This is a genomic window from Bradyrhizobium ontarionense, assembly GCF_021088345.1.
Classification (GTDB): Bacteria; Pseudomonadota; Alphaproteobacteria; order Rhizobiales; family Xanthobacteraceae; genus Bradyrhizobium; species Bradyrhizobium ontarionense.
The window spans coordinates 6,625,001-6,643,333 of sequence record NZ_CP088156.1 but is presented as its reverse complement, the minus strand read 5'-3'; the positions used below and the strand labels follow the sequence as shown (position 1 = coordinate 6,643,333).

General features: G+C 64.4%; 17 protein-coding genes, 1 tRNA gene and 2 pseudogenes (1 of these 20 running past the window's edge). 12 read left to right on the top strand and 8 right to left on the bottom strand.

The features are described 5' to 3' along the window. Window positions 1-29: 29 nt before the first annotated feature. The 3 genes from LQG66_RS29295 to LQG66_RS37475 all read right to left on the bottom strand — a co-directional run bounded on the left by LQG66_RS29295 (window position 30) and on the right by LQG66_RS37475 (window position 3,266). Entirely contained in the window at window positions 30-899 is an 870-nt protein-coding gene (locus LQG66_RS29295) for a VOC family protein (RefSeq protein WP_231327991.1), read from the bottom strand. Between the two features lie 300 nt (window positions 900-1,199). Then, on the bottom strand, window positions 1,200-2,639 hold the full coding sequence (gene amrS / locus LQG66_RS29290; RefSeq protein WP_231319316.1) for an AmmeMemoRadiSam system radical SAM enzyme: 1,440 nt from the start codon (window positions 2,637-2,639) through the stop codon (window positions 1,200-1,202). A gap of 564 nt (window positions 2,640-3,203) precedes the next feature. Beyond that, a complete protein-coding gene (locus LQG66_RS37475; RefSeq protein ID WP_425601365.1) occupies window positions 3,204-3,266 on the bottom strand; it encodes a hypothetical protein in 63 nt (20 codons plus the stop codon). 101 nt (window positions 3,267-3,367) lie between these two features. Here LQG66_RS37475 and LQG66_RS29285 point away from each other — a divergent pair. Further along, window positions 3,368-3,668 (top strand): annotated as a pseudogene (locus tag LQG66_RS29285) (ABC transporter permease); the annotation flags it as partial. Window positions 3,669-3,986: 318 nt separating this feature from the next. Here the strand turns inward: LQG66_RS29285 and LQG66_RS29280 are convergent. Then, window positions 3,987-4,063 (bottom strand) — tRNA-Met (locus LQG66_RS29280). 507 nt (window positions 4,064-4,570) lie between these two features. Here LQG66_RS29280 and LQG66_RS29275 point away from each other — a divergent pair. Beyond that, a complete protein-coding gene (locus LQG66_RS29275) occupies window positions 4,571-6,004 on the top strand; it encodes a coniferyl aldehyde dehydrogenase (protein WP_231319315.1) in 1,434 nt (477 codons plus the stop codon). A gap of 178 nt (window positions 6,005-6,182) precedes the next feature. After that, window positions 6,183-7,781 (top strand): annotated as a pseudogene (locus LQG66_RS29270) (GMC family oxidoreductase). Window positions 7,782-7,919: 138 nt separating this feature from the next. Here LQG66_RS29270 and LQG66_RS29265 read toward each other — a convergent pair. Continuing rightward, on the bottom strand, window positions 7,920-8,681 hold the full coding sequence (locus tag LQG66_RS29265; RefSeq protein WP_231319314.1) for an SDR family oxidoreductase: 762 nt from the start codon (window positions 8,679-8,681) through the stop codon (window positions 7,920-7,922). Window positions 8,682-8,790: 109 nt separating this feature from the next. Here LQG66_RS29265 and LQG66_RS29260 point away from each other — a divergent pair, with 109 nt between their 5' ends. After that, window positions 8,791-9,306, top strand: a complete 516-nt coding sequence (locus LQG66_RS29260) for a CvpA family protein (RefSeq protein WP_231319313.1) — start codon at window positions 8,791-8,793, stop codon at window positions 9,304-9,306. Between the two features lie 176 nt (window positions 9,307-9,482). Next, window positions 9,483-10,265, top strand: a complete 783-nt coding sequence (locus tag LQG66_RS29255; protein WP_231319312.1) for an SDR family oxidoreductase — start codon at window positions 9,483-9,485, stop codon at window positions 10,263-10,265. A gap of 313 nt (window positions 10,266-10,578) precedes the next feature. Here LQG66_RS29255 and LQG66_RS29250 read toward each other — a convergent pair whose 3' ends face one another. Continuing rightward, window positions 10,579-11,034: a DUF3775 domain-containing protein gene (locus LQG66_RS29250; protein ID WP_231319311.1), complete on the bottom strand. Its 456-nt coding sequence runs from the start codon at window positions 11,032-11,034 to the stop codon at window positions 10,579-10,581. Between the two features lie 114 nt (window positions 11,035-11,148). On the opposite strand from LQG66_RS29250, the gene LQG66_RS29245 reads away from it, so the two are divergent. The 4 genes from LQG66_RS29245 (at window position 11,149) to LQG66_RS29230 (ending at window position 14,562) form a co-directional block, all read left to right on the top strand. Further along, the gene (locus tag LQG66_RS29245; RefSeq protein WP_231319310.1) at window positions 11,149-12,018 is read left to right on the top strand and encodes an MBL fold metallo-hydrolase; all 870 of its coding nucleotides are present in this window, start codon (window positions 11,149-11,151) and stop codon (window positions 12,016-12,018) included. Between the two features lie 69 nt (window positions 12,019-12,087). Next, window positions 12,088-12,930, top strand: a complete 843-nt coding sequence (locus LQG66_RS29240) for a fumarylacetoacetate hydrolase family protein (RefSeq protein ID WP_231319309.1) — start codon at window positions 12,088-12,090, stop codon at window positions 12,928-12,930. Window positions 12,931-13,061: 131 nt separating this feature from the next. After that, entirely contained in the window at window positions 13,062-13,676 is a 615-nt protein-coding gene (locus LQG66_RS29235; RefSeq protein ID WP_231319308.1) for a glutathione S-transferase family protein, read from the top strand. A gap of 19 nt (window positions 13,677-13,695) precedes the next feature. Next, a complete protein-coding gene (locus tag LQG66_RS29230) occupies window positions 13,696-14,562 on the top strand; it encodes an MBL fold metallo-hydrolase (RefSeq protein ID WP_231319307.1) in 867 nt (288 codons plus the stop codon). 12 nt (window positions 14,563-14,574) lie between these two features. Here LQG66_RS29230 and LQG66_RS29225 read toward each other — a convergent pair whose 3' ends face one another. After that, the gene (locus LQG66_RS29225; protein WP_231319306.1) at window positions 14,575-14,907 is read right to left on the bottom strand and encodes a DHCW motif cupin fold protein; all 333 of its coding nucleotides are present in this window, start codon (window positions 14,905-14,907) and stop codon (window positions 14,575-14,577) included. A 35-nt stretch (window positions 14,908-14,942) separates the two neighbouring features. Next, a complete protein-coding gene (locus LQG66_RS29220; RefSeq protein ID WP_231319305.1) occupies window positions 14,943-15,485 on the bottom strand; it encodes a methylated-DNA--[protein]-cysteine S-methyltransferase in 543 nt (180 codons plus the stop codon). A gap of 143 nt (window positions 15,486-15,628) precedes the next feature. Between LQG66_RS29220 and LQG66_RS29215 the strand changes: the two genes are divergently transcribed. The 3 genes from LQG66_RS29215 to LQG66_RS29205 all read left to right on the top strand — a co-directional run. Further along, window positions 15,629-16,885: a M20/M25/M40 family metallo-hydrolase gene (locus LQG66_RS29215; protein WP_231319304.1), complete on the top strand. Its 1,257-nt coding sequence runs from the start codon at window positions 15,629-15,631 to the stop codon at window positions 16,883-16,885. A gap of 71 nt (window positions 16,886-16,956) precedes the next feature. Beyond that, a complete protein-coding gene (locus LQG66_RS29210; RefSeq protein ID WP_231319303.1) occupies window positions 16,957-17,757 on the top strand; it encodes a phytanoyl-CoA dioxygenase family protein in 801 nt (266 codons plus the stop codon). Window positions 17,758-17,964: 207 nt separating this feature from the next. Then, a protein-coding gene (locus tag LQG66_RS29205; protein WP_231319302.1) for an NAD(P)H-dependent oxidoreductase crosses the window boundary here: on the top strand, window positions 17,965-18,333 show its 5' end (the start). 936 nt of this gene lie beyond the right edge of the window; only the first 369 of its 1,305 coding nucleotides appear in the window; the start codon lies at window positions 17,965-17,967; its stop codon lies off the right edge, out of view.

The window sequence follows — 18,333 nt, the reverse complement described above, 5'->3', positions numbered from 1 at the left end:
CCGGCTACGATCGGCGGGCCTGCGCAGCCTCAGCGCGTTTCGCGCAGTTCGAGCCAGATGCCGTGCGTCACCTCGGGCGGGATGAAGATACTGTCCCAATGCTTGCCGTGGGCCTCCGTCAGCGTTGGAACGATACCTTGCAGGAATGCCTTCGCTGCCCGAATGCTCTGGACCCTGACCACGGCACCGACAATCTTGCGGCTGGAGCTCAAACCACGCGACGAAGGCAGCAGAGTTATCTCGCTCTCGGCGAAACGCCACTGGACCCATCGACCGCATTCTGGTGTGCAGGCGCGTTCAGTGGAGCTGGTCGCGCCCAGCGATCTGAACAGCTCTTGCTCTCTGCTGAAATCGTCACCCGCGAGCCACACGCCGACGAGCGATTGCGCCCCATTGGGATGCGCAAAGTGCTCCGGCCGGTCGGTCGCCGACGCATTGCGTTGGCCGAAAAAGATGTAGTGGAGCGGATCGGATTGCGGGAACCGGATCCAGGAGCCGCTGAAATCGGCTGATACGAAGCCAGCGCTCAGCCGATCGATCAATTCGGTCCGCCTTGGCGCGAAAAAGCCGAGAAACGCAGGCCCTTCCGCTCGTTCGAGAAACTGGCGATATTCCGCCGTGAGGTCGTCAACTGCGTCGACGGCGGAAATCAGTTCGAGTTCGGTACCGTCGGGAAACTTGATGTGCCCGTTGCTGACCCCGTTGGCATGATACCTTCCTTGTTTCCAGGCGAAGCCCAGGCGCTCGTAGGACCGGATGGCAACACCAAGATCGCGAACAGCGATCGGAATATGGTCCATTCCCGTAACTTCGGCGGCATGGCCCGGAGCGGCCAGCAGCAGGACGGTCGCAACAAGTGTCGCGAGTAGAGATTTGGCCATTGACAGGCACACGAGCATCGTCACCGGCTTCCCGGTGCAACATGGTAACGGTGATGCCGTCAGCTCTACGCTTTCCCGCGTTAAAGTCTAGAAATTCCTGGGAATCGGTTCGCCACAAGAACCCGTCCCGCTCCGCGCGGAGAGGTCGACAGAGGGGCCTGGGCTGGGGCGCTCTCTACGAAGGCATCAGGCCCCCCCCCTCGCGGAAACAACGCTCCACGGCCCTCACCGGACCACAGAGGGCCATCGGGGACCCGTCCTGAGAACGGAGCGCCGACGGCGATTGAGAATCGATTCCGGGCCGACTCGACCACGCCCTCAGGATGCGCTCGCTTCTATGGTGCGGCCTTGGTACATCGGGAAGGGCGTGACGTCTCCCCCGAATGGGGCATCTTCGATACGCACTGTCGGGAAATGAGCACGATCGAACACCTCATGGAGATTTGTGGTCATTTCTTCGGGGACCACGATCTCCGGGCCAACGTCATCCAGCGCGGACTTGGCGATGATGAACCTCCAGGATTCGCCTGGTTTCATTTTCACCTCGTTCCACCCGCCGGCGGGACCGCCGGCCCGGCGAGAACGATACCAGCCGCTCAGCCACTGGTCGGTCGGGTTGACCAGATGGACATGCAGCGAGCGGACGTCACCGTGCCACTCAAAGCAACAATGCTTGCCCGCAATTGCGCCGGCGGATTTCGATGCTGCCGTGGGTTGACGCAGACCGATTGACTTGAAATGAGCGTCCTTGCCGCACTGGGTGCAATGTCCCTGCTCGTCGAGCGCGAGCACCTGGGCATTGAGGCCGTAGCGCTTTACAAGCTCCGTCCCACACTGGTTGCAATAGGTGTTGCTGAACTTTGTATCGTACACATTTCCGAGGTAGACGTGCTCGACGCCGGCCGCAATCGCGATTTCTCTTGCGCGCTCGATGCGGTGCACAGGCGTCCGAACCGTGTTTCGCATCCGAAAATCGGGATGAAACCGCACGAAATGGACCGGTATCGTCGAACCGAGTTCGCGAAGAACCCAATTCGAGACCTTTTTTGCGGTCTCTTCATTATCTGAAATGTCGGTGATCATCAGCGTCGAAAGTTCGAGGTGACGCCCCGACGCGTGCACCTGTTTGATGCCCTCCAGCACCGGCTCCAGCCGCCCACCCGTGTATTTCTTGTAGTAGTGCGGATCCAACGATTTCAGGGAGATCGAGAAGATATCAATATGCGGGATCAGCTCGTCAATCGCTCTGCTGGAGATGTAGAACGCCGACTTGTACAGGGTGACGATCCCGGCCTCCTTCGCCAACCGCGCAGTATCAACGACCCACTCGTGCCAGACGACGGGATCGTTGTAGGTGAAACTTATGACCTTGAGGTTGCGCCGGAGGCAAATCTCGACGGCATCCTCCGGCGTCATCTGATAGATATCGCTGTCGAGCACATGCTTGGCCTGCGATGTCCGCCAGTTGTGGCAGTAGCTGCATGACATCATGCAACCGATGTTTCCGCACGAGAGGATCGCTGCACCGGGCGAGAAATGATTGACCGCCTCCGTCTCGATGGTTTCCTGGGTCGGATGAACCGACTTGCTATAGTTCATCGTCACGAGACGACCGTCTCTTACCCCGCGAACCTTGCACGCACCGTCCTGTCCTTCCCGCATCGTGCAATTTCGTGGGGAGAGATGACAGCGAACTCTCCCATCGGGCAGCAATTCCTCGAGCCTTGCCTGCTGATATGACGTCTGCCACTGCTTCATCTTCGAACTCTCAATTGCGGGCATGGATAGCAGTAAGAGAACTCTATTTTTAGTTATCTTTCCATCATTCGGCTACCTTAGATTTATTCAACCTAAAATTACAATAGTTGTCAATGTTCAAAACAGTGACGCAACCGATCACTGGACGCGACACGGATGGAAGTCGCTGTCATCCTTGAATAATCGCATGGAGTGCTTGCGCGCCTCGATCTGCATCTCTGCCACGGGTGTACTTGTGGCACGAGCGCTGTCAGAAAACGCTTGCGTCCGATCGCATGCACGGTTCACAGCGGGGATCGGCCCGACAGGCATTGGCGACGAGGCATGGACACCGTCGGACGCGTTGCAGTGTCGTCTGACGCGCACCGAGAGCCGGTGAAATGAACCTATACAATCGATGCGAACTCACCGCATCGCCGCACTTCAAGCAAAGTCGAATTCGGCGCTGCTGCGCCTCACGCCGAAGTTGATGGCGCGATCGCCGGACGCTGCTATGCGGCAACGCGCGCGATGGCATCAGCGCACAAAAGCAGCGAAGCCGCGCCTTGCTCTGCGGAAATGGGATCAGGGATAGATGCCGCGATCATAGCCGTCGGAGAAGAACAGCCGGACGGCATGCTTGCCGATCGGCTGCAGTTCGGTCAGATGCAGATAGGCCGGAAAGCACCAGCGCGATGCCGTCGATCTGCCGGCTCAGCCCGGACGCGGCGCGACTTTGCCTACCGCAAGGTCGCCGCTACGTCGGCGATATCCTCAATCCCTCTGCTTTGCCGCCGATCCTGTCTGGCTTGAAGATCGGCTGGGCCTTTGCCTGGCGCACGCTGAGCGCTGCCGAGCTAGTCTTCGGCGTCAGCGCCAGCCAGGGCGATCTCGGCTGGTTCAACTTCCGCGATCGCGACGAGCTGTTCACCTACAGGGGCTTCGCCGGCCCGATGATGGTGATCCTGATCGGCCGCGTCGTTCGAGCTCGGCCTGTTCCGCGCCATCGAGGCGGCAACGGTCCGGCGCTGTGGCATGCAGCGCGCCTGATGCGGGCGCGATCGTGCTTTCACGCGCAGTGCAGCAAAGGGCGGAGCTGTCTGCTCTGTTCGTCGATGCGCCTGCCGATACCGGGCATGCTTCCAAGGGCCTCGCAACTGGACGCCAAGAAGGTTGCCCACCGGACCGAGGCCGCCCAGGCTGTGCGCGACCCGGTCGACCGCATCGTCCTCCGCCCAGGCGCCAGCGCGGCCAAATCGATGCTGGGCTCCATGGGGACCGTTCTCAGCTGGACAGCGGCTCACAACGGGGAAAGGGGCGCACAAACCAAAACTCCCGCAGCCTGGCGGCTACGGGAGTCGGTATCGTTGGTTGCGGGGATAGGATTTGAACCTATGACCTTCAGGTTATGAGCCTGACGAGCTACCGGGCTGCTCCACCCCGCGTTAAACCGGTGCAGCACTTCTCATTTAGAAACAGATCAGAGTTTCCTGGCTCACGCTTTCGCGCGTGCCGTTCCATCCCAATGGCTTCCGGAGAAGGCTTGAGCCCGATGGCTGGACCAGCCGTCGGGTGCGGGCGGTATGTACCAATGCGAGGCCGGTTTGGAAAGGCCTTTCGGTAAGTTTTTTTGCGGGATTGTGACACCGTGCTGAGCCGCCGATACCACAGAAAGAATCGCGCGAATTCATGCGCTTATGAACACGCCCGCGCTTGGCCGCGACGCGTGGCAGCGCCTTGCCGCGGCGAAACGGGCAGTTCCTCGAACATCGGCGGCAGGGTCTCGGGCGGACCCGCGGAAAGCCAGCCCCGAACGCTTGACGGGACGTTCGCGGCGATCCGGGCGGAAACAGACGCCGCGCGCTTGCCAAGGGTTCGGCAAAGCTGCAGCTTCGGGCACCAACCAGAACGACGGCCGGGCATGCGGCCGCAGGACACCCGAGGAGACGTCCATGGACCAGTCCCTGAAGAGCCCGCCGCTGTCTGCACTCGACGATGCCTTTCACGCCATGATCGAGGCTTCGCGCAACGCGCCGCCGCCGCCGCTGGCGGCCCGGCTCGACAGCCTGAAGCGGCTGCGGGCGATGCTGACGGACAACGAGAAGCGCCTGGAGCAGGCGATCTCGGCGGATTTCGGCCACCGTTGCGCGGTCGAAACGACGATTGCCGAGACGCTGTTCCTCCAGGCCGAGATCAGACACACGCTGAAGGTGCTGTCGCGGTGGATGGCGCCGCGGCGCATCGCCACCGCGCTGCAGTTCTGGCCGGCGCGCAACCGGCTGCTACCGCAGCCGCTCGGGGTGGTCGGGATCATCGCGCCCTGGAACTATCCGCTGCAGCTGACGCTGGCCCCCGCCATCGGCGCCATCTCGGCCGGCAACCGGGTCATGATCAAGCCGAGCGAATTGACACCGCAGTTCTCGGCGCTGCTCAAGGAGCTGATTGCGGCTCGTTTCGACGCGAACGAGTTCACCGTCACCGGCATCGAGGACGGCATCGCCCAGGCTTTCGCGGCTCTGCCCTTCGATCACCTTGTCTTTACCGGCTCCACGCGTGTCGGCCGCATCGTCGCGGAGGCTGCGGGGCGCAACCTGACGCCGGTGACGCTCGAGCTCGGCGGCAAGTCGCCGACCATCGTCGATGCGTCCGCCAATCTCGACGAGGCCGCCGAACGTATCGCCTACGCCAAGCTGCTCAATGCCGGCCAGACCTGCATCGCGCCCGACTACGTGTTCGTGCCCGAGCAGCGACGCGACGAGTTCGCCGGCAAGGTCCATGGGCACATGCTGCGGATGTTCGGCACCAATCCCGCGAACAAGGACTACACCGCGATCATTTCCGATCGGCACTATGCGCGGCTGGAAGGGCTCGCCAGGGACGCTGTCGCGCGCGGCGCCAAGCTGCTGCACACGACCAGTCCGGAAGACCCCGCCTGGAAGAGCTTGCGCAAATTCCCGCCGACCGTCGTGGTGGGCGCCATGCCGGAGATGGCGATCATGCAGGAGGAGATCTTCGGCCCGCTGCTGCCGATCGTCACCTATCGCGACGCCGGCGAAGTGATCCGCTACATCAATGCCCACGACCGGCCGCTGGCGCTGTACTGGTTCGGCCGCGACGAGGCCGCGCGTGACGCCGTGCTCGCGCGCACGGTCTCCGGCGGCGTCACGATCAACGACTGCCTGCTGCATTTCGCCCAGATGAACCAGCCGATGGGCGGCGTCGGCGCCTCGGGGATCGGCCACTATCACGGCGAATGGGGCTTCGACAGCTTCAGCAAGCTGAAGCCCGTGTTCTATCGCTCGCCGTTCAACCGCATGAAGGATCTCTATCCGCCCTACGGCGCCAGCATCGCCCGGATCGAGAAGCTGCTGCGGTTTCTATCCTAGCCCCTCATTCCGGGGCGCGCGACGCGCGACCCCGGAATCCCGACATGAGAGCCGCCGTCATTGCGAGCGAAGCGAAGCAATCCAGTCTCGCCAAAGAAGCGGATTGCTGCGTCGCTTTCAGCTCCTCGCAATGACGGAAAACAAGAGCAAGAGAAACAATAGATCAGGGAGATAGAGTGTGACGGACGAAGTCGATTTCATCGTCGTCGGCGGCGGCAGCGGAGGGGCGACCGTCGCGGGGCGGCTGTCGGAAGATCCGGCGACATCGGTCGCCCTGCTCGACGCCGGCGGACGCAACGACAATTGGATCGTCACCACGCCCTACATGCTGTTCCTGATGGTGGCAGGCCCCGTCAACAACTGGTCGTTCACGACCGTGCCGCAGAAGGGTCTCAACGGCCGTACCGGCTATCAGCCGCGCGGCCGCGGGCTCGGCGGCTCCTCGGCGATCAACGCAATGGTCTACATCCGCGGCCACCGCGCCGACTACGACCATTGGGCGGCGCTCGGCAACGCCGGCTGGTCCTATGACGACGTGCTGCCCTATTTCAAGCGCGCGGAGAACAACGCCGAGTTCGATGGTGAATATCACGGCCAATCGGGACCGCTGCCCGTCAACCGGCTGCGCACCGACAATCCCGTGCACGAGATCTTCCTGCAGGCGGCGCGCGAGGCGCAGTTTCCGATCCGCGACGACTTCAATGCCGAGACGCAAGAAGGGCTCGGGCTCTATCAGGTGACCCAGCGCAATGGCGAGCGCTGGAGCGCCGCGCGCGCCTATATCCAGCCGCATCTCGGCACGCGCCGCAATCTGCGGATCGAGACATCGGCGCATGCGTCGCTGATCCTGTTCGACGGCAAGCGCGCCGTCGGCGTGAAATACCGCCAGGGCAAGGAGGTCAAGGAGATCCGCTGCCGGCGCGAGGTGATCCTGGCCTCCGGCGCGTTCCAGACGCCACAACTGCTGATGCTCTCCGGCGTCGGCGACCAGGCCGCGCTGGCGCGGCTCGGCCTCGCCAGCGTCCACCATCTGCCGGGCGTCGGCCGGAACCTGCAGGATCATCCCGACTTCATCTTCGCCTACACCTCCGACAACCCCAATTTCTCGTCATTGTCGCCGCGCGGGATCAGCCGCCTGCTGCGCGGCGCAGCCCAATATCGCCGCGAGCGGCGCGGACCGATCACCTCGAATTTCGCCGAATGCGGCGGCTTCCTGAAGACGCGGCCCGATCTCGACGTGCCCGACATCTAGCTGCATTTCGGCATGGCCGTCACCGACGATCACGGCCGCAAGCGCCATGGCAACGGCTTTTCCTGCCATGTCTGCCTGCTCAGGCCGAAGAGCCGCGGCACCGTTGCTTTGAAGAATGCCGATCCGCTCGCCGCACCGCTGATCGATCCGAACTTCCTCGGCGAGGAGGAGGACCTCGAGGCCATGGTCGCAGGCTACCGGACCACGCAACGGCTGATGGAGACGCCGGCCATGCGCGGTCTGCAGAAGCGCGACCTGTTCACGGCAGATGTCAGGACCGATGACGACATCCGCGCGCTCCTGCGCGCGCGCGTCGACACCGTCTATCACCCCGTCGGCACCTGCAAGATGGGCGTGGACGATCCGTTCGCGGTCGTCGATCCCCACCTCAAGGTGCACGGCCTGTCGGGCCTGCGTGTGGTCGATGCCTCGATCATGCCGAGCCTGATCGGCGGCAACACCAATGCGCCGACCATCATGATCGGTGAGAAGGCTGCTGAGATGATCCGGGCGGAGATGCGCTGAAAGAGTTGAGCATCGGCGCTGATGGGCGTGGATGGGTTAATGGGCCTGGATGGCCGGACCTTCGTCACGCCGAAGCGGCTTCGGCCGCGCAGGCGGGATGAGCCCGGCCATGACGGCGTGCGTTGAAACAGCGGCGGATCACGTCAGCAGGAAGCCGCCGTCCACCGTGACCACACTGCCGGTCATGTAGCGCGAGGCGTTGGACGCCAGCAGCATGATGGCGCCGTCGAGATCGCTCTCATGGCCGACGCGCCGCTGCGGAATGCGCTTGATGAGCTTCTCGCCGGCAGGCGTCTCCCAGACGTCATGGTTGATGTCGGTGTCGATATAGCCGGGCGCCAGCGCATTGACGCGGATGTCGTGGGCGGCGAATTCCAGCGCCAGCGCCTTGGTGGTCTGCACCACGCCCGCCTTGGAGATCGCGTAAGGCGAAATGAACTTCACCACGCTGAAGCCGAGCACCGAGGCGATGTTGATGATATTGCCGCCCGCCTTGCGCGCCATCATGCGGCGCGCAACTTCGGTGGCGGCGAAATAGGCGCCCTTCAGATTGGCGCCGATCACGGCATCCCAATCGGCTTCGCTCTGCTCGACCGCGAGCTTCTCCACGGCGATGCCGGCATTGTTGATCAGCACCGTAACAGGCCCGAGCGCCGCTTCCGTCGCATCGATGGCCTTGGCAATGGATGCGGTGCTGGTCACATCCATGTCGACCGCTGCCGCCCTGCCTCCCTTGGCCCTGATCTCCTCCTCGAGCGTCTTGAGCTTGCCGGTCTGGCGCGCGGCGAGGGCGACGGCAGCGCCATGGGCCGACAGCACACGCGCGAACTGCCGGCCGAGTCCCTGGCTTGCGCCGGTGATCAGGACCACTTCGCGGCTGACGTCGAACAGGTCGGACATGCAGATACCCTCGCGCTCCCTCGTTTCGTTGGCGCGAATTGATACAGACGATTTGAAGGAGCGCAAAGGCGATTTGTTTACGCGGGCAAACCTACACAGCGGATCAGCCATGAACGCCTTCGACCTCGCCGCATGTGCCGCCCTGGTGATCGCCGTCTACAGCGGCTTCTCGACCGGACTGCTGCGCAGCGCCATCACCATTCTGGCCTATCTGCTGGCGATGCCGCTTGCGATGGGAGCCGTCGCGGCGATGAGCCCGCAGCTGCAGGACGCGCACGGCGCGCCCCTGGCGCAGAACTGGTTGCAGTTCTTCGCAGCGTTCCTCGTCATCGGCGTGGCGCTGGGCAAGATCGGCCGCATCCTGCTGGACGAGGCGATCGGCTTCGAAGCCGGCTTCGGTGACCGGCTCGGAGGCGCCCTGCTCGGCGCGATCAGGGTCGGCATGGTCTCGACCACGCTCGTGCTGGTGTTCGATGGGCTGGTCCCGGCCGAGCGCCAGCCGCGCTTCCTCGAAGGATCGCGGTTGCGGCCGCTGCTGTCGCTCGCGGGCGCGAAGGGCTTTCGCTCGCTGCCACCCGAGCTCGCCGGCGCCCTCGACCGCCTCAAGCAGGAACGGCGCATCTGATCGCCCCAAGGCGCCCCCTAAGGCACGCCTCCAAGGCACCCGGCATGGCACCCGGCACGGCACCCCGCGAGCCATGCAATTCGACACAGGGCAGCTGCTCTTATCAGCGGCGGTCCGGTTGGCTAGAATGGCGGCATCTTCCTTCCAACCTCACAGACATCGTGGAGTGATTAATCGTGGATCTCGGGATCAAGGGCCGCCGCGCCATCGTCTGCGCCTCCAGCAAGGGACTGGGCCGCGCCTGCGCCATCGCGCTCGCCAATGAGGGCGTGCACGTCACGATCACCGCGCGTGGCGCCGAAGCGCTGGCCAAGACCGCGGCCGAGATCCGCGCTGCCAATCCCGGAATCACCGTGACCGAAGTTCCGGGCGACATCACAACGCCGGACGGCCGCGCCGCCGTGCTCGCCGCCTGCCCGGATCCGGACATCCTGATCAACAATGCCGGCGGCCCGCCGCCCGGCGATTTCCGCAACTGGACCCGCGACGACTGGATCAAGGCGCTGGACGCCAACATGCTGACGCCGATCGAGCTGATCAAGGCGACGGTCGACGGCATGATGGCGCGCAAGTTCGGCCGCATCGTCAACATCACCTCGGCCGCCGTGAAGGCGCCGATCGACATCCTCGGCCTGTCCAACGGCGCCCGCGCCGGCCTCACCGGTTTCATCGCCGGCCTGTCGCGCAAGACCGTCATCAACAACGTCACCATCAATGGGCTGTTGCCGGGTCCGTTCGAGACCGACCGCCTGCTCACGACGGCGAAGGGCGAAGCCGAGAAGCGCGGCGTCACGCCGCAGCAGATCCTGGCCGACCGCGCCAAGCTCAATCCGGCCGGACGCTTCGGCGATCCCGAAGAGTTCGGCCTCGCCTGCGCCTTCCTGTGCGGCGCCAAGGCCGGCTTCATCACCGGGCAGAACATCCTGCTCGACGGCGGCGCTTTCCCGGGGACGCTGTAAGACAGTGCTTCTTCGCGGCCGTTTTGGGCGAAACTGTCGCCGTCGCTTTACCTCTCCCCGCTTGCGGGGAGAGGTCGGATTGCATCGAAGATGCAATCCGGGTGAGGGGGTACAGGTCTAACCACTCGCACTTCCCGCGCGTCTGCCCCTCACCCCAACCCTCTCAGCGCGAGCGAAGCTCGTCGCGGCCCCGTAAGAACGGGGAAAGGGAGCGCACGGCCGTCTTGGCGAAAGCTCGATTCCAATACGCAAAAGACTTCGTTGTTATCGTCAGTACGGCGCCAACAACTACCCGCCGTCTCTTCCGAACGATCTACTGCTTCGTGATCTCGTCCTCGTCGCGCTGGCTCGGGCTGGATGAATCCGCCGTGGTACGGTCTTCGGTCCAGTCGATGCCGAAGGCCGCAAGGCCTTCGGCGAGCAGGTCGCCGAGCATCGGCTCACCCAACAGATAACGCGCGGTATGGCGATCGCGCTGCCCGCCCGCCTCGCTGCGCAACTCGCTCCAATCGTCGATGTCGCCATCGCCGCGACCGAGCCGCATCAGCGCGACGAGATCGGCCTGCTCGTCCTCTGTCATCGCATTGATGAAGCCCGTGATCTCGCCCACGACCGGATCGTCGCCGGAGTCCTGGAGCACGTCCACCATGTCGTCATCGGCGGCATTCGAGCCGGACTCGGCGTCGCTCACCTCTTCCTTGACGTCGAACTCGCGCGCCTTTTCGATCAGGAACGCGACCTTCTCGGGTGATATCGTCAGCTCTGGCATGGCCGTCTCCTCCTGGACAGTTTGGGACAACGCTTGGTCTGGACAGTTGATCCATTGCGCAGGGACGAGCGAGACTGCATCGTTACCGCCATCAAGAACAAAACGGGGAAGGGCATGCGTTGGACGGTCGGCCGGGTCAGGATCACCAAATTCGCCGAGCTGGAGACGGTCGGCGGCACCCGCTTCATCCTGCCGCAGGCCACGCCCGAGGAGATCCGCAAGCTGTCCTGGCTCACCCCCGATTTCGCCACCGAGGAAGGCCGGCTGAAGATGTCGATCCACACAATGGTGGTGGAGACGCCGACCCGGCGCATCGTGGTCGACACCGGGCTCGGCAACGACAAGCAGGGCCGCAGCGTGCCGGTGTGGAACAACCGCACCACGCCGTTCCTGGAAATGATGAGCGCCGCTGGTTTTGCACCCGACACCATCGACATGGTGATCTGCACGCATCTGCATGTTGATCATGTCGGCTGGAATACGCGGCTGGTCGACGGCCGTTGGATACCGACGTTCGCCAACGCGCGCTACATCTTCGGCCGCACGGAATATGAGCACTGGCGCGACCACAGCGCGGCCCCCGACGAGACGGCGACCTTCGCCGATTCCGTGCAGCCGATCGTCGACGCCGGCAAGGCCGAACTGGTGGCCAGCGACGCCGTCATCAGCGACGAGCTCACGCTGATCCCGACGCCGGGGCACAGCCCGGGTCACGTCAGCCTGCACATCCGCTCCGCCGGTGCGGAGGCTGTGCTCACGGCGGATGTCGCGCACCATCCCTGCCAGATGGCGCGTCTCGACTGGAGCTCGACCGTCGACGCCGACCCGGCGCAGGCGATTGCGACACGGCAAGCGCTGTTCTCGCGCTTCGCCGAAACCGCCACGCTCGTGATCGGCGGCCATTTCGACGCCGGCATCATCCGGCGGGACGGCGCAGCATTCCGCTTCGAAGCGATAGGGGCAGCGGCGGTGCATAGCCCCTAAGGTTGAATTTCGCCCCGCCATGCTCCATGACAGGGCCCTGGAATACCAAGGAGTCAGGGAGAGAAACCAATGAAGCTTGTTCGCTACGGCGATAAGGGCGCGGAAAAGCCGGGCCTGATCGATCCATCCGGCCAGTTGCGCGACCTGTCGGCCCACGTGAAGGACCTCGACGGCGCGGCCTATGCGCCGGAATCCCTGAAAAAGCTCGCCGCCCTCGATCCGGCCTCCCTGCCCGCCGTCTCCGGCAAGCCGCGGCTCGGCGCGCCCGTCACCGGCATCTCGAAGTTCGTGGCGATCGGCCTCAATTACTCCGATCATGCCAAGGAGACCGGCAACCCGATTCCGTCGGAGCCGATCTTCTTCCTGAAGGCCAGCACGGCGCTGTGCGGTCCCTATGACCAGGTCGAGAAGCCGCGCGGCTCGACCAAGCTCGACTGGGAGGTCGAGATCGCCGCCATCATCGGCACCCGCGCCAAATACGTCTCCGAGGCCGAGGCCCTGGATCACGTCGCCGGCTACACCATCTGCAATGACGTCTCCGAGCGCAACTTCCAGATCGAGCGCCTGGGCCAGTGGACCAAGGGCAAGTCGCACGACACGTTCGGCCCGGTCGGCCCGTGGCTCGTCACCAAGGACGAGATTCCCGACGTGCAGAACCTGTCGATGTGGCTCGACGTCAACGGCCAGCGCCGCCAGACCGGCACCACCGCCACGATGATCTACACCATGGCGAAGTGCATCTCCTATGTCTCGCAGTTCATGACGCTGCTGCCGGGCGACATCGTCACCACCGGCACCCCCCCGGGCGTCGGCATGGGCATGAAGCCGCCGACCTTCCTCAATGTCGGCGACGTCATCACACTCGGCATCGAGGGCCTCGGCGAGCAGCGCCAGGAGATCGTCGAGGCTTGAGACGGCAACCGCCGTCATTACGAGCGAAGCGAAGCAATCCAGAGCCGCCGCTGCAGAGCCGGACTGGATTGCTTCGTCACTGACGCTCCTCGCAATGACACCAGTCCATTTGCGTCGGCCAGGACTCAACGATGAAACTCACCTTCTCGCCCGCCTCTCCGTTCGCCCGTAAGGTGCGCATCGCCGCCATCGAGCTCGGCCTGATCGACAAGATCGAATTCGTGCCCGCAGCGGTGATACCGGGCCAGGCCAATGACGACTACTCGAAGATCACGCCGCTGAAGAAGCTGCCGGTGCTGATCCTCGACAATGGCGACGTCATCCTGGATTCCTACGTCATCGTCGAATATCTCGACGAGCTCGCCGGCGGCAACAAGCTGATCCCGACATCGGGCTCGACTCGCTGGAAGGTCAAAAGCGAGCATTCGATGCTGCAGGGCATGCTGGATTCGATGCTGCTCTGCCGTTACGAGGCGATGGTTCGCCCGGAGGCCATGCGCTGGAAGGCCTGGTCGGACGACCACTGGAACAGGGCCTGGATGGGCATGGCCCGCTTCAATGCGCAGAGCGACCTGATGACGCGGCCGTTCGACATCGTCTCGATCGGCCTCGTATGCGTGCTCGGCTATGCCGATTTCCGCTTTGCCGATTGCGGCTGGCGCAAGGCGTTCCCGGCGCTCGACGCGTTCCATCAGAAGATGATGGAGCGGGAGTCGATGAAGATCTCGTTGCCGCCGGCGGCCTGATCATTTTGGGGACAATCGAGTGACGCTGACGTTTTCGGTCGCAGATACGACCATCCATCGCATCGTCGAGCAGGAAACCAGCTTCCTGCCGGCACGCGAGATGTTTCCCGACCTGGCGCCGGACGTGCTCGCCGCGACGCGCAGCGAGATGCGCGCTGCCAATGCCCTCGACGCTCAGGACGCGCTGATCCTCTGCTTCCAGTCCTATGTAGTGAAGACGCCTGATCACACCATCCTGATCGACAGCTGCATCGGCAACGACAAGCCGCGTGCGCGGCCAGTCTGGAACATGAAGACCGACGACGCCTACATGCGGGCGCTGGCGGCCGCAGGCGTGTCGGTCGACGACATCGACGTGGTGATGTGCACGCATCTGCACACCGATCATGTCGGCTGGAATACGCGGCTCGACAATGGTCGCTGGGTGCCGACCTTCCCCAAAGCGCGCTACGTGTTCGCCCAGCGCGAGTATGATTACTGGGTGGCGCAGAACGCCAAGGCCGAGGTGCCTGCCTTCGCCGACAGCGTGCTGCCGGTCGTCGAGGCGGGGCGAGCCGACATCGTGGGCGACGAGTTTTCGATCGGCGATCACGTCCGCCTGCTGCCGACGCCGGGTCACACACCAGGCCATGTCGCGATGGCCGTGGGCAAGGGCAGAGACGACGCGGTGTTCTCCGGCGACCTGATGCACTCGCCGCTCCAGCTCGGCTATCCCGAGCTGTCGCCGAAATTCGACGTCGATCCGGTGCAGGCCGCGGCGACGCGGCGCAACTTCCTCGATCGCTATTGCGACACGGCGACGCTGTGCTGCACGGCCCATTTCCCGTCGCCCTCGGTCGGCCGCATCAGGCGCAAGGGCAATGGCTTCATTTGCGAGTCGGTGTAGCGCCCATCAACCTCAGTCGACGATGAACAGCTTGGCGCCTTTCGGCGTGAACGACCTGTGCGCGGCGTCGCCGAGATCCGAGACCTGATAGCTCATGCCGGCCGACAGGGTGAACCTGCGGCCGTCCTTGAGCTCGCTCTCGAGCTCGCCTTCGAGCACCAGCAGGATGTGGCCGCGATCGCACCAGTGATCGGCGAGATAACCCGGCGTGTACTCGACCTGCCGCACCCGGATGTCGCCGATCATCAGCGTCCGCCAATAGGCCATGCCCTGCTCTCCCGGATGCTCCGTCGCGGGAACGGCCGACCAGTCGGTGACAGTGAAGGGAAGCGTCGGAATCTTCATCGCGGGCTCTTTGGTCCTAAGGGGGAAGCCGGGCCTCAATCGAACAGGCTGGGCGTATGGTTCACGGCTGCGCCCTCGATCGCCAGCATCTTCAGCTTGGTGTCGACGCCGCCATTGGCGGAGAAGCCGCCCGGCTTGTTGCCGGCGGCGAGCACGCGATGGCAGGGCACCACGACGGGACACGGGTTGCGGCCGAGCGCCTGGCCGACTTCACGCGACAGCTCGACGCCGCCGAGTTGCCTCGCGATATCGCCATAGGTCAAGGTGCTGCCCGGCGGGATCCGGCGCGCGATCTCATAAACGCCGCGCTGGAACGCGCTGACGCCGTCGAGATCGAGGGCAACGTCGGCGAGATCATCCGCCTCTCCTTCAAGCAGCGCCTTGATGCGTGTCATGACGCGCTGCACATAGGTCGGCGGCTCGGCCTCGGCGATATCAGCGTAACGCTGCTGCATGCGGATGCGGGTCTGCGCGACGCCGCCCATCGGCAGTTGCACCGCATTGATGCCGCGCGGTCCCCAGGCGATCGCGCAAGCGCCGATCGCGGTGTCGAAAAGTGCGAAACTGTGGTCTGACATGGCAGGCTCCATCGCCGATCCGCCCCGTATCATCTGCCGGTCAAAATAGGCTTGGAGAATGTTGCGATCCACCCGGATTCTGCCAATGTCGACAGGCGCGGCCGGGCAGGCTCGGCCATGAACCAACGAGACAGAGACCCCGGATGACGCCTTTCCCCTCGCGCCTCGCAGCGCTCGTCCTGCTCGCCGCTGCGGCCGATCTCTCTGGCGCCCACGCCGCACCGGACGACAAGCTCAAGGCCGCCGCCGAACAGGCCAAGCCGGCGGTGGTCGACTCCCTGCGCGAGATGGTGCTGATCGAATCCGGATCGAGCGATGTCGAAGGCCTGAAGAAGATGGCCGATTTCACGGAAGGTCGGCTCAGGACGCTCGGCGCTACGACGGAGCGGCGCAAGACCACGCGCGGCGTCGGCGCCGACATGGTGATCGGAACGTTCGAGGGCACCGGCCGCCGCAAGCTGATGCTGATCGCCCACATGGATACGGTGTACCAGCCCGGCATCCTCAAGACCGAGCCCTATCATGTCGAAGGCGACCTGATCTATGGCCCCGGCATCGCCGACGACAAGGGCGGCATCGCCGTGGTCCTGCACAGCCTGCAGATCCTGAAGGACATGGGCTGGCGGGACTACGCGAAGCTGACGGTGGCGTTCAATCCCGATGAGGAGGTCGGCTCCATCGGCTCGGGAGAATTCATCGCCGAGCTCGCCGACCAGCATGACGTCGTGCTGTCCTGCGAGCCGACGGCGGCCAAGCCGGCGGCACCGGTCGACAGCCTCCTGCTGGGCGCGAGCGGGACCGCGACCGCCACGATGCAGGTGACCGGCCGCGCTTCGCATGCGGGCGCTGCGCCCGATCTCGGCCGCAACGCGCTGATCGAGCTTTCCCATCAGCTGCTGCAGACCAGGGATATCGCCAAATCGATTCCGGGTACCCAGCTGAACTGGACCACGGCCGCGGCCGGCACGGTGCGCAACCAGATCCCCGAGAAGGCGAGCGCCGGCGGCGATATCCGTGTCACGGTCGCCGACGGCGTCGAGAAGCTGCAGGCTGCGCTCGACGAGAAGATCAAGACCCATCTCGTGCCCGACACCGAGGTGAAGGTGACGATCGAAAAGGGCCGGCCGCCCTTCGTCGCCTCGGAGCGCGGACGGGCGCTCGGCAAGGACGCGCAGACGATCTACGCCGAGCTTGAGCGGCCGCTCGCGCTCGTCGACATGACCGGCGGCGCCACCGACGCCGGCTTCGCCAATCGCAGCGGCAAGGCCGTCGTGGTGGAAAGTTTCGGCATCGCCGGCTTCAACTATCATGCCCACAATGAGTATATCGACAGCACGACCATCGTGCCGCGGCTCTATCTGATGACGCGCATGCTGATCGAGCAGGGCAAGACGATGTAGATGATGCAGCGGAGCCAGCCCGGCGCGAAGACCGGGTCGTTCTCCGAGGAAACCAAGCGAGGGAGGACACCATGAAGCTGACACCGGAGCAGATCGCATTCTTCGACCGCGAGGGCTGGCTGTTCCTGCCCGAGCTGTTCAGCCCGGAGGAGACCGCCTTTCTCGCGCGCGAGGCCGAGGCGATCTACGGCACCAGCAGGCCGGAAGTCTGGCGCGAGAAGAGCGGCGCGCCGCGCACGGCCTTCGCGGCGCATCTCTATAACGATGCCTTCCGCGTGCTGGCCGCGCATCCGCGCATGATCGAACCGATCGAGCAGGTCTTCGGCGAGAAGGTCTACATGCATCAGTTCAAGATCAATGCCAAATCGGCCTTCACCGGCGACGTCTGGCAATGGCACCAGGACTACGGCACCTGGAAGCGCGACGACGGCATGCCGGAGCCGCGCGCGATGAACGTCGCGATCTTCCTCGACGAGGTGATGCCGATCAACGGGCCCTTGATGCTGGTGCCGCGGAGCCAGCATGCCGGCGATCTCGAGGCCTCCCACGATCTGCAGACGACCTCCTACCCGCTGTGGACGCTCGACGAGACAACGGTGACGCGGCTGGTCGGCGAAGGCGGCATCGTCGCGCCGACCGGCAAACCGGGCGGCATGCTGATGTTCCACGGCAATCTCGTGCACGGCTCGGCCGGCAACATCACGCCCTACCCGCGCAAGATCGTCTACCTCACGCTCAACGCCGTCTCGAACCACATCCGCACGCCGACGCGGCCCGACTACATCGCACACCGCGACTTCGCCCCGATCGCAACGCTTGACGACGATGCGCTGTTGCAGCTGGCACGAGCGCACCGCGAGGCGGCGGAGTAGAGACACGAAACGAGCTACAGAAAAAAAAGCCGTCATGCCCGGGCTTGACCCGGGCATCCATCAATCAGGCCGACGGTGCTCGTTGGAGATGGATGGCCGGGCCTTCGCCGCGCCGAAGGGGCTTCGTCCCCGCAGGCGGGTCAAGCCCGGCCATGACGATAAACTGATAATCGTGCTCACGCGCTTCCATAAATCCTGGATCCCGCAATGAACCTCTTTTCCCTCCTCCAAGCCCGCAATGCCTCCGGCAAGCCCGTCCGGGTGGCCCTGATCGGCGCCGGCAAGTTCGGCTCGATGTTCCTGGCGCAGGTGCCGCATGTCGCGGGGCTCGAGGTGCCCGTCATCATCGACCTCGATCCGGATCGCGCGCGGGACGCCTGCCGAACGGTCGGATGGAACGCCGAGCTGATCGCCCGCACGACGTTCAGTGCCGATGCCGCGAAGGCGCTCGGCGACGGCATCGATGTCGTGGTCGAAGCAACCGGCAGCCCGGCCGCCGGCATTCGCCACGCGCGCGCAGCCATCAAAGCCGGCAGGCACATCGTCATGGTCAATGTCGAAGCCGACGTGCTGGCG

Excerpts from the sequence above, each read along its gene's own strand:
- LQG66_RS29210 (WP_231319303.1), top strand. The coding sequence starts at position 16,957 with ATGAAGCTGACACCGGAGCAGATCGCATTCTTCGACCGCGAGGGCTGG.
- LQG66_RS29240 (WP_231319309.1), top strand. The coding sequence starts at position 12,088 with ATGAAGCTTGTTCGCTACGGCGATAAGGGCGCGGAAAAGCCGGGCCTG.
- LQG66_RS29260 (WP_231319313.1), top strand. The coding sequence starts at position 8,791 with ATGAACGCCTTCGACCTCGCCGCATGTGCCGCCCTGGTGATCGCCGTC.
- LQG66_RS29235 (WP_231319308.1), top strand. The coding sequence starts at position 13,062 with ATGAAACTCACCTTCTCGCCCGCCTCTCCGTTCGCCCGTAAGGTGCGC.
- LQG66_RS29225 (WP_231319306.1), bottom strand. The coding sequence starts at position 14,907 with ATGAAGATTCCGACGCTTCCCTTCACTGTCACCGACTGGTCGGCCGTT.
- LQG66_RS29220 (WP_231319305.1), bottom strand. The coding sequence starts at position 15,485 with ATGTCAGACCACAGTTTCGCACTTTTCGACACCGCGATCGGCGCTTGC.
- LQG66_RS29250 (WP_231319311.1), bottom strand. The coding sequence starts at position 11,034 with ATGCCAGAGCTGACGATATCACCCGAGAAGGTCGCGTTCCTGATCGAA.
- amrS (WP_231319316.1), bottom strand. The coding sequence starts at position 2,639 with ATGAAGCAGTGGCAGACGTCATATCAGCAGGCAAGGCTCGAGGAATTG.
- LQG66_RS29265 (WP_231319314.1), bottom strand. The coding sequence starts at position 8,681 with ATGTCCGACCTGTTCGACGTCAGCCGCGAAGTGGTCCTGATCACCGGC.
- LQG66_RS29275 (WP_231319315.1), top strand. The coding sequence starts at position 4,571 with ATGGACCAGTCCCTGAAGAGCCCGCCGCTGTCTGCACTCGACGATGCC.
- LQG66_RS29245 (WP_231319310.1), top strand. The coding sequence starts at position 11,149 with ATGCGTTGGACGGTCGGCCGGGTCAGGATCACCAAATTCGCCGAGCTG.
- LQG66_RS29295 (WP_231327991.1), bottom strand. The coding sequence starts at position 899 with ATGCTCGTGTGCCTGTCAATGGCCAAATCTCTACTCGCGACACTTGTT.
- LQG66_RS29215 (WP_231319304.1), top strand. The coding sequence starts at position 15,629 with ATGACGCCTTTCCCCTCGCGCCTCGCAGCGCTCGTCCTGCTCGCCGCT.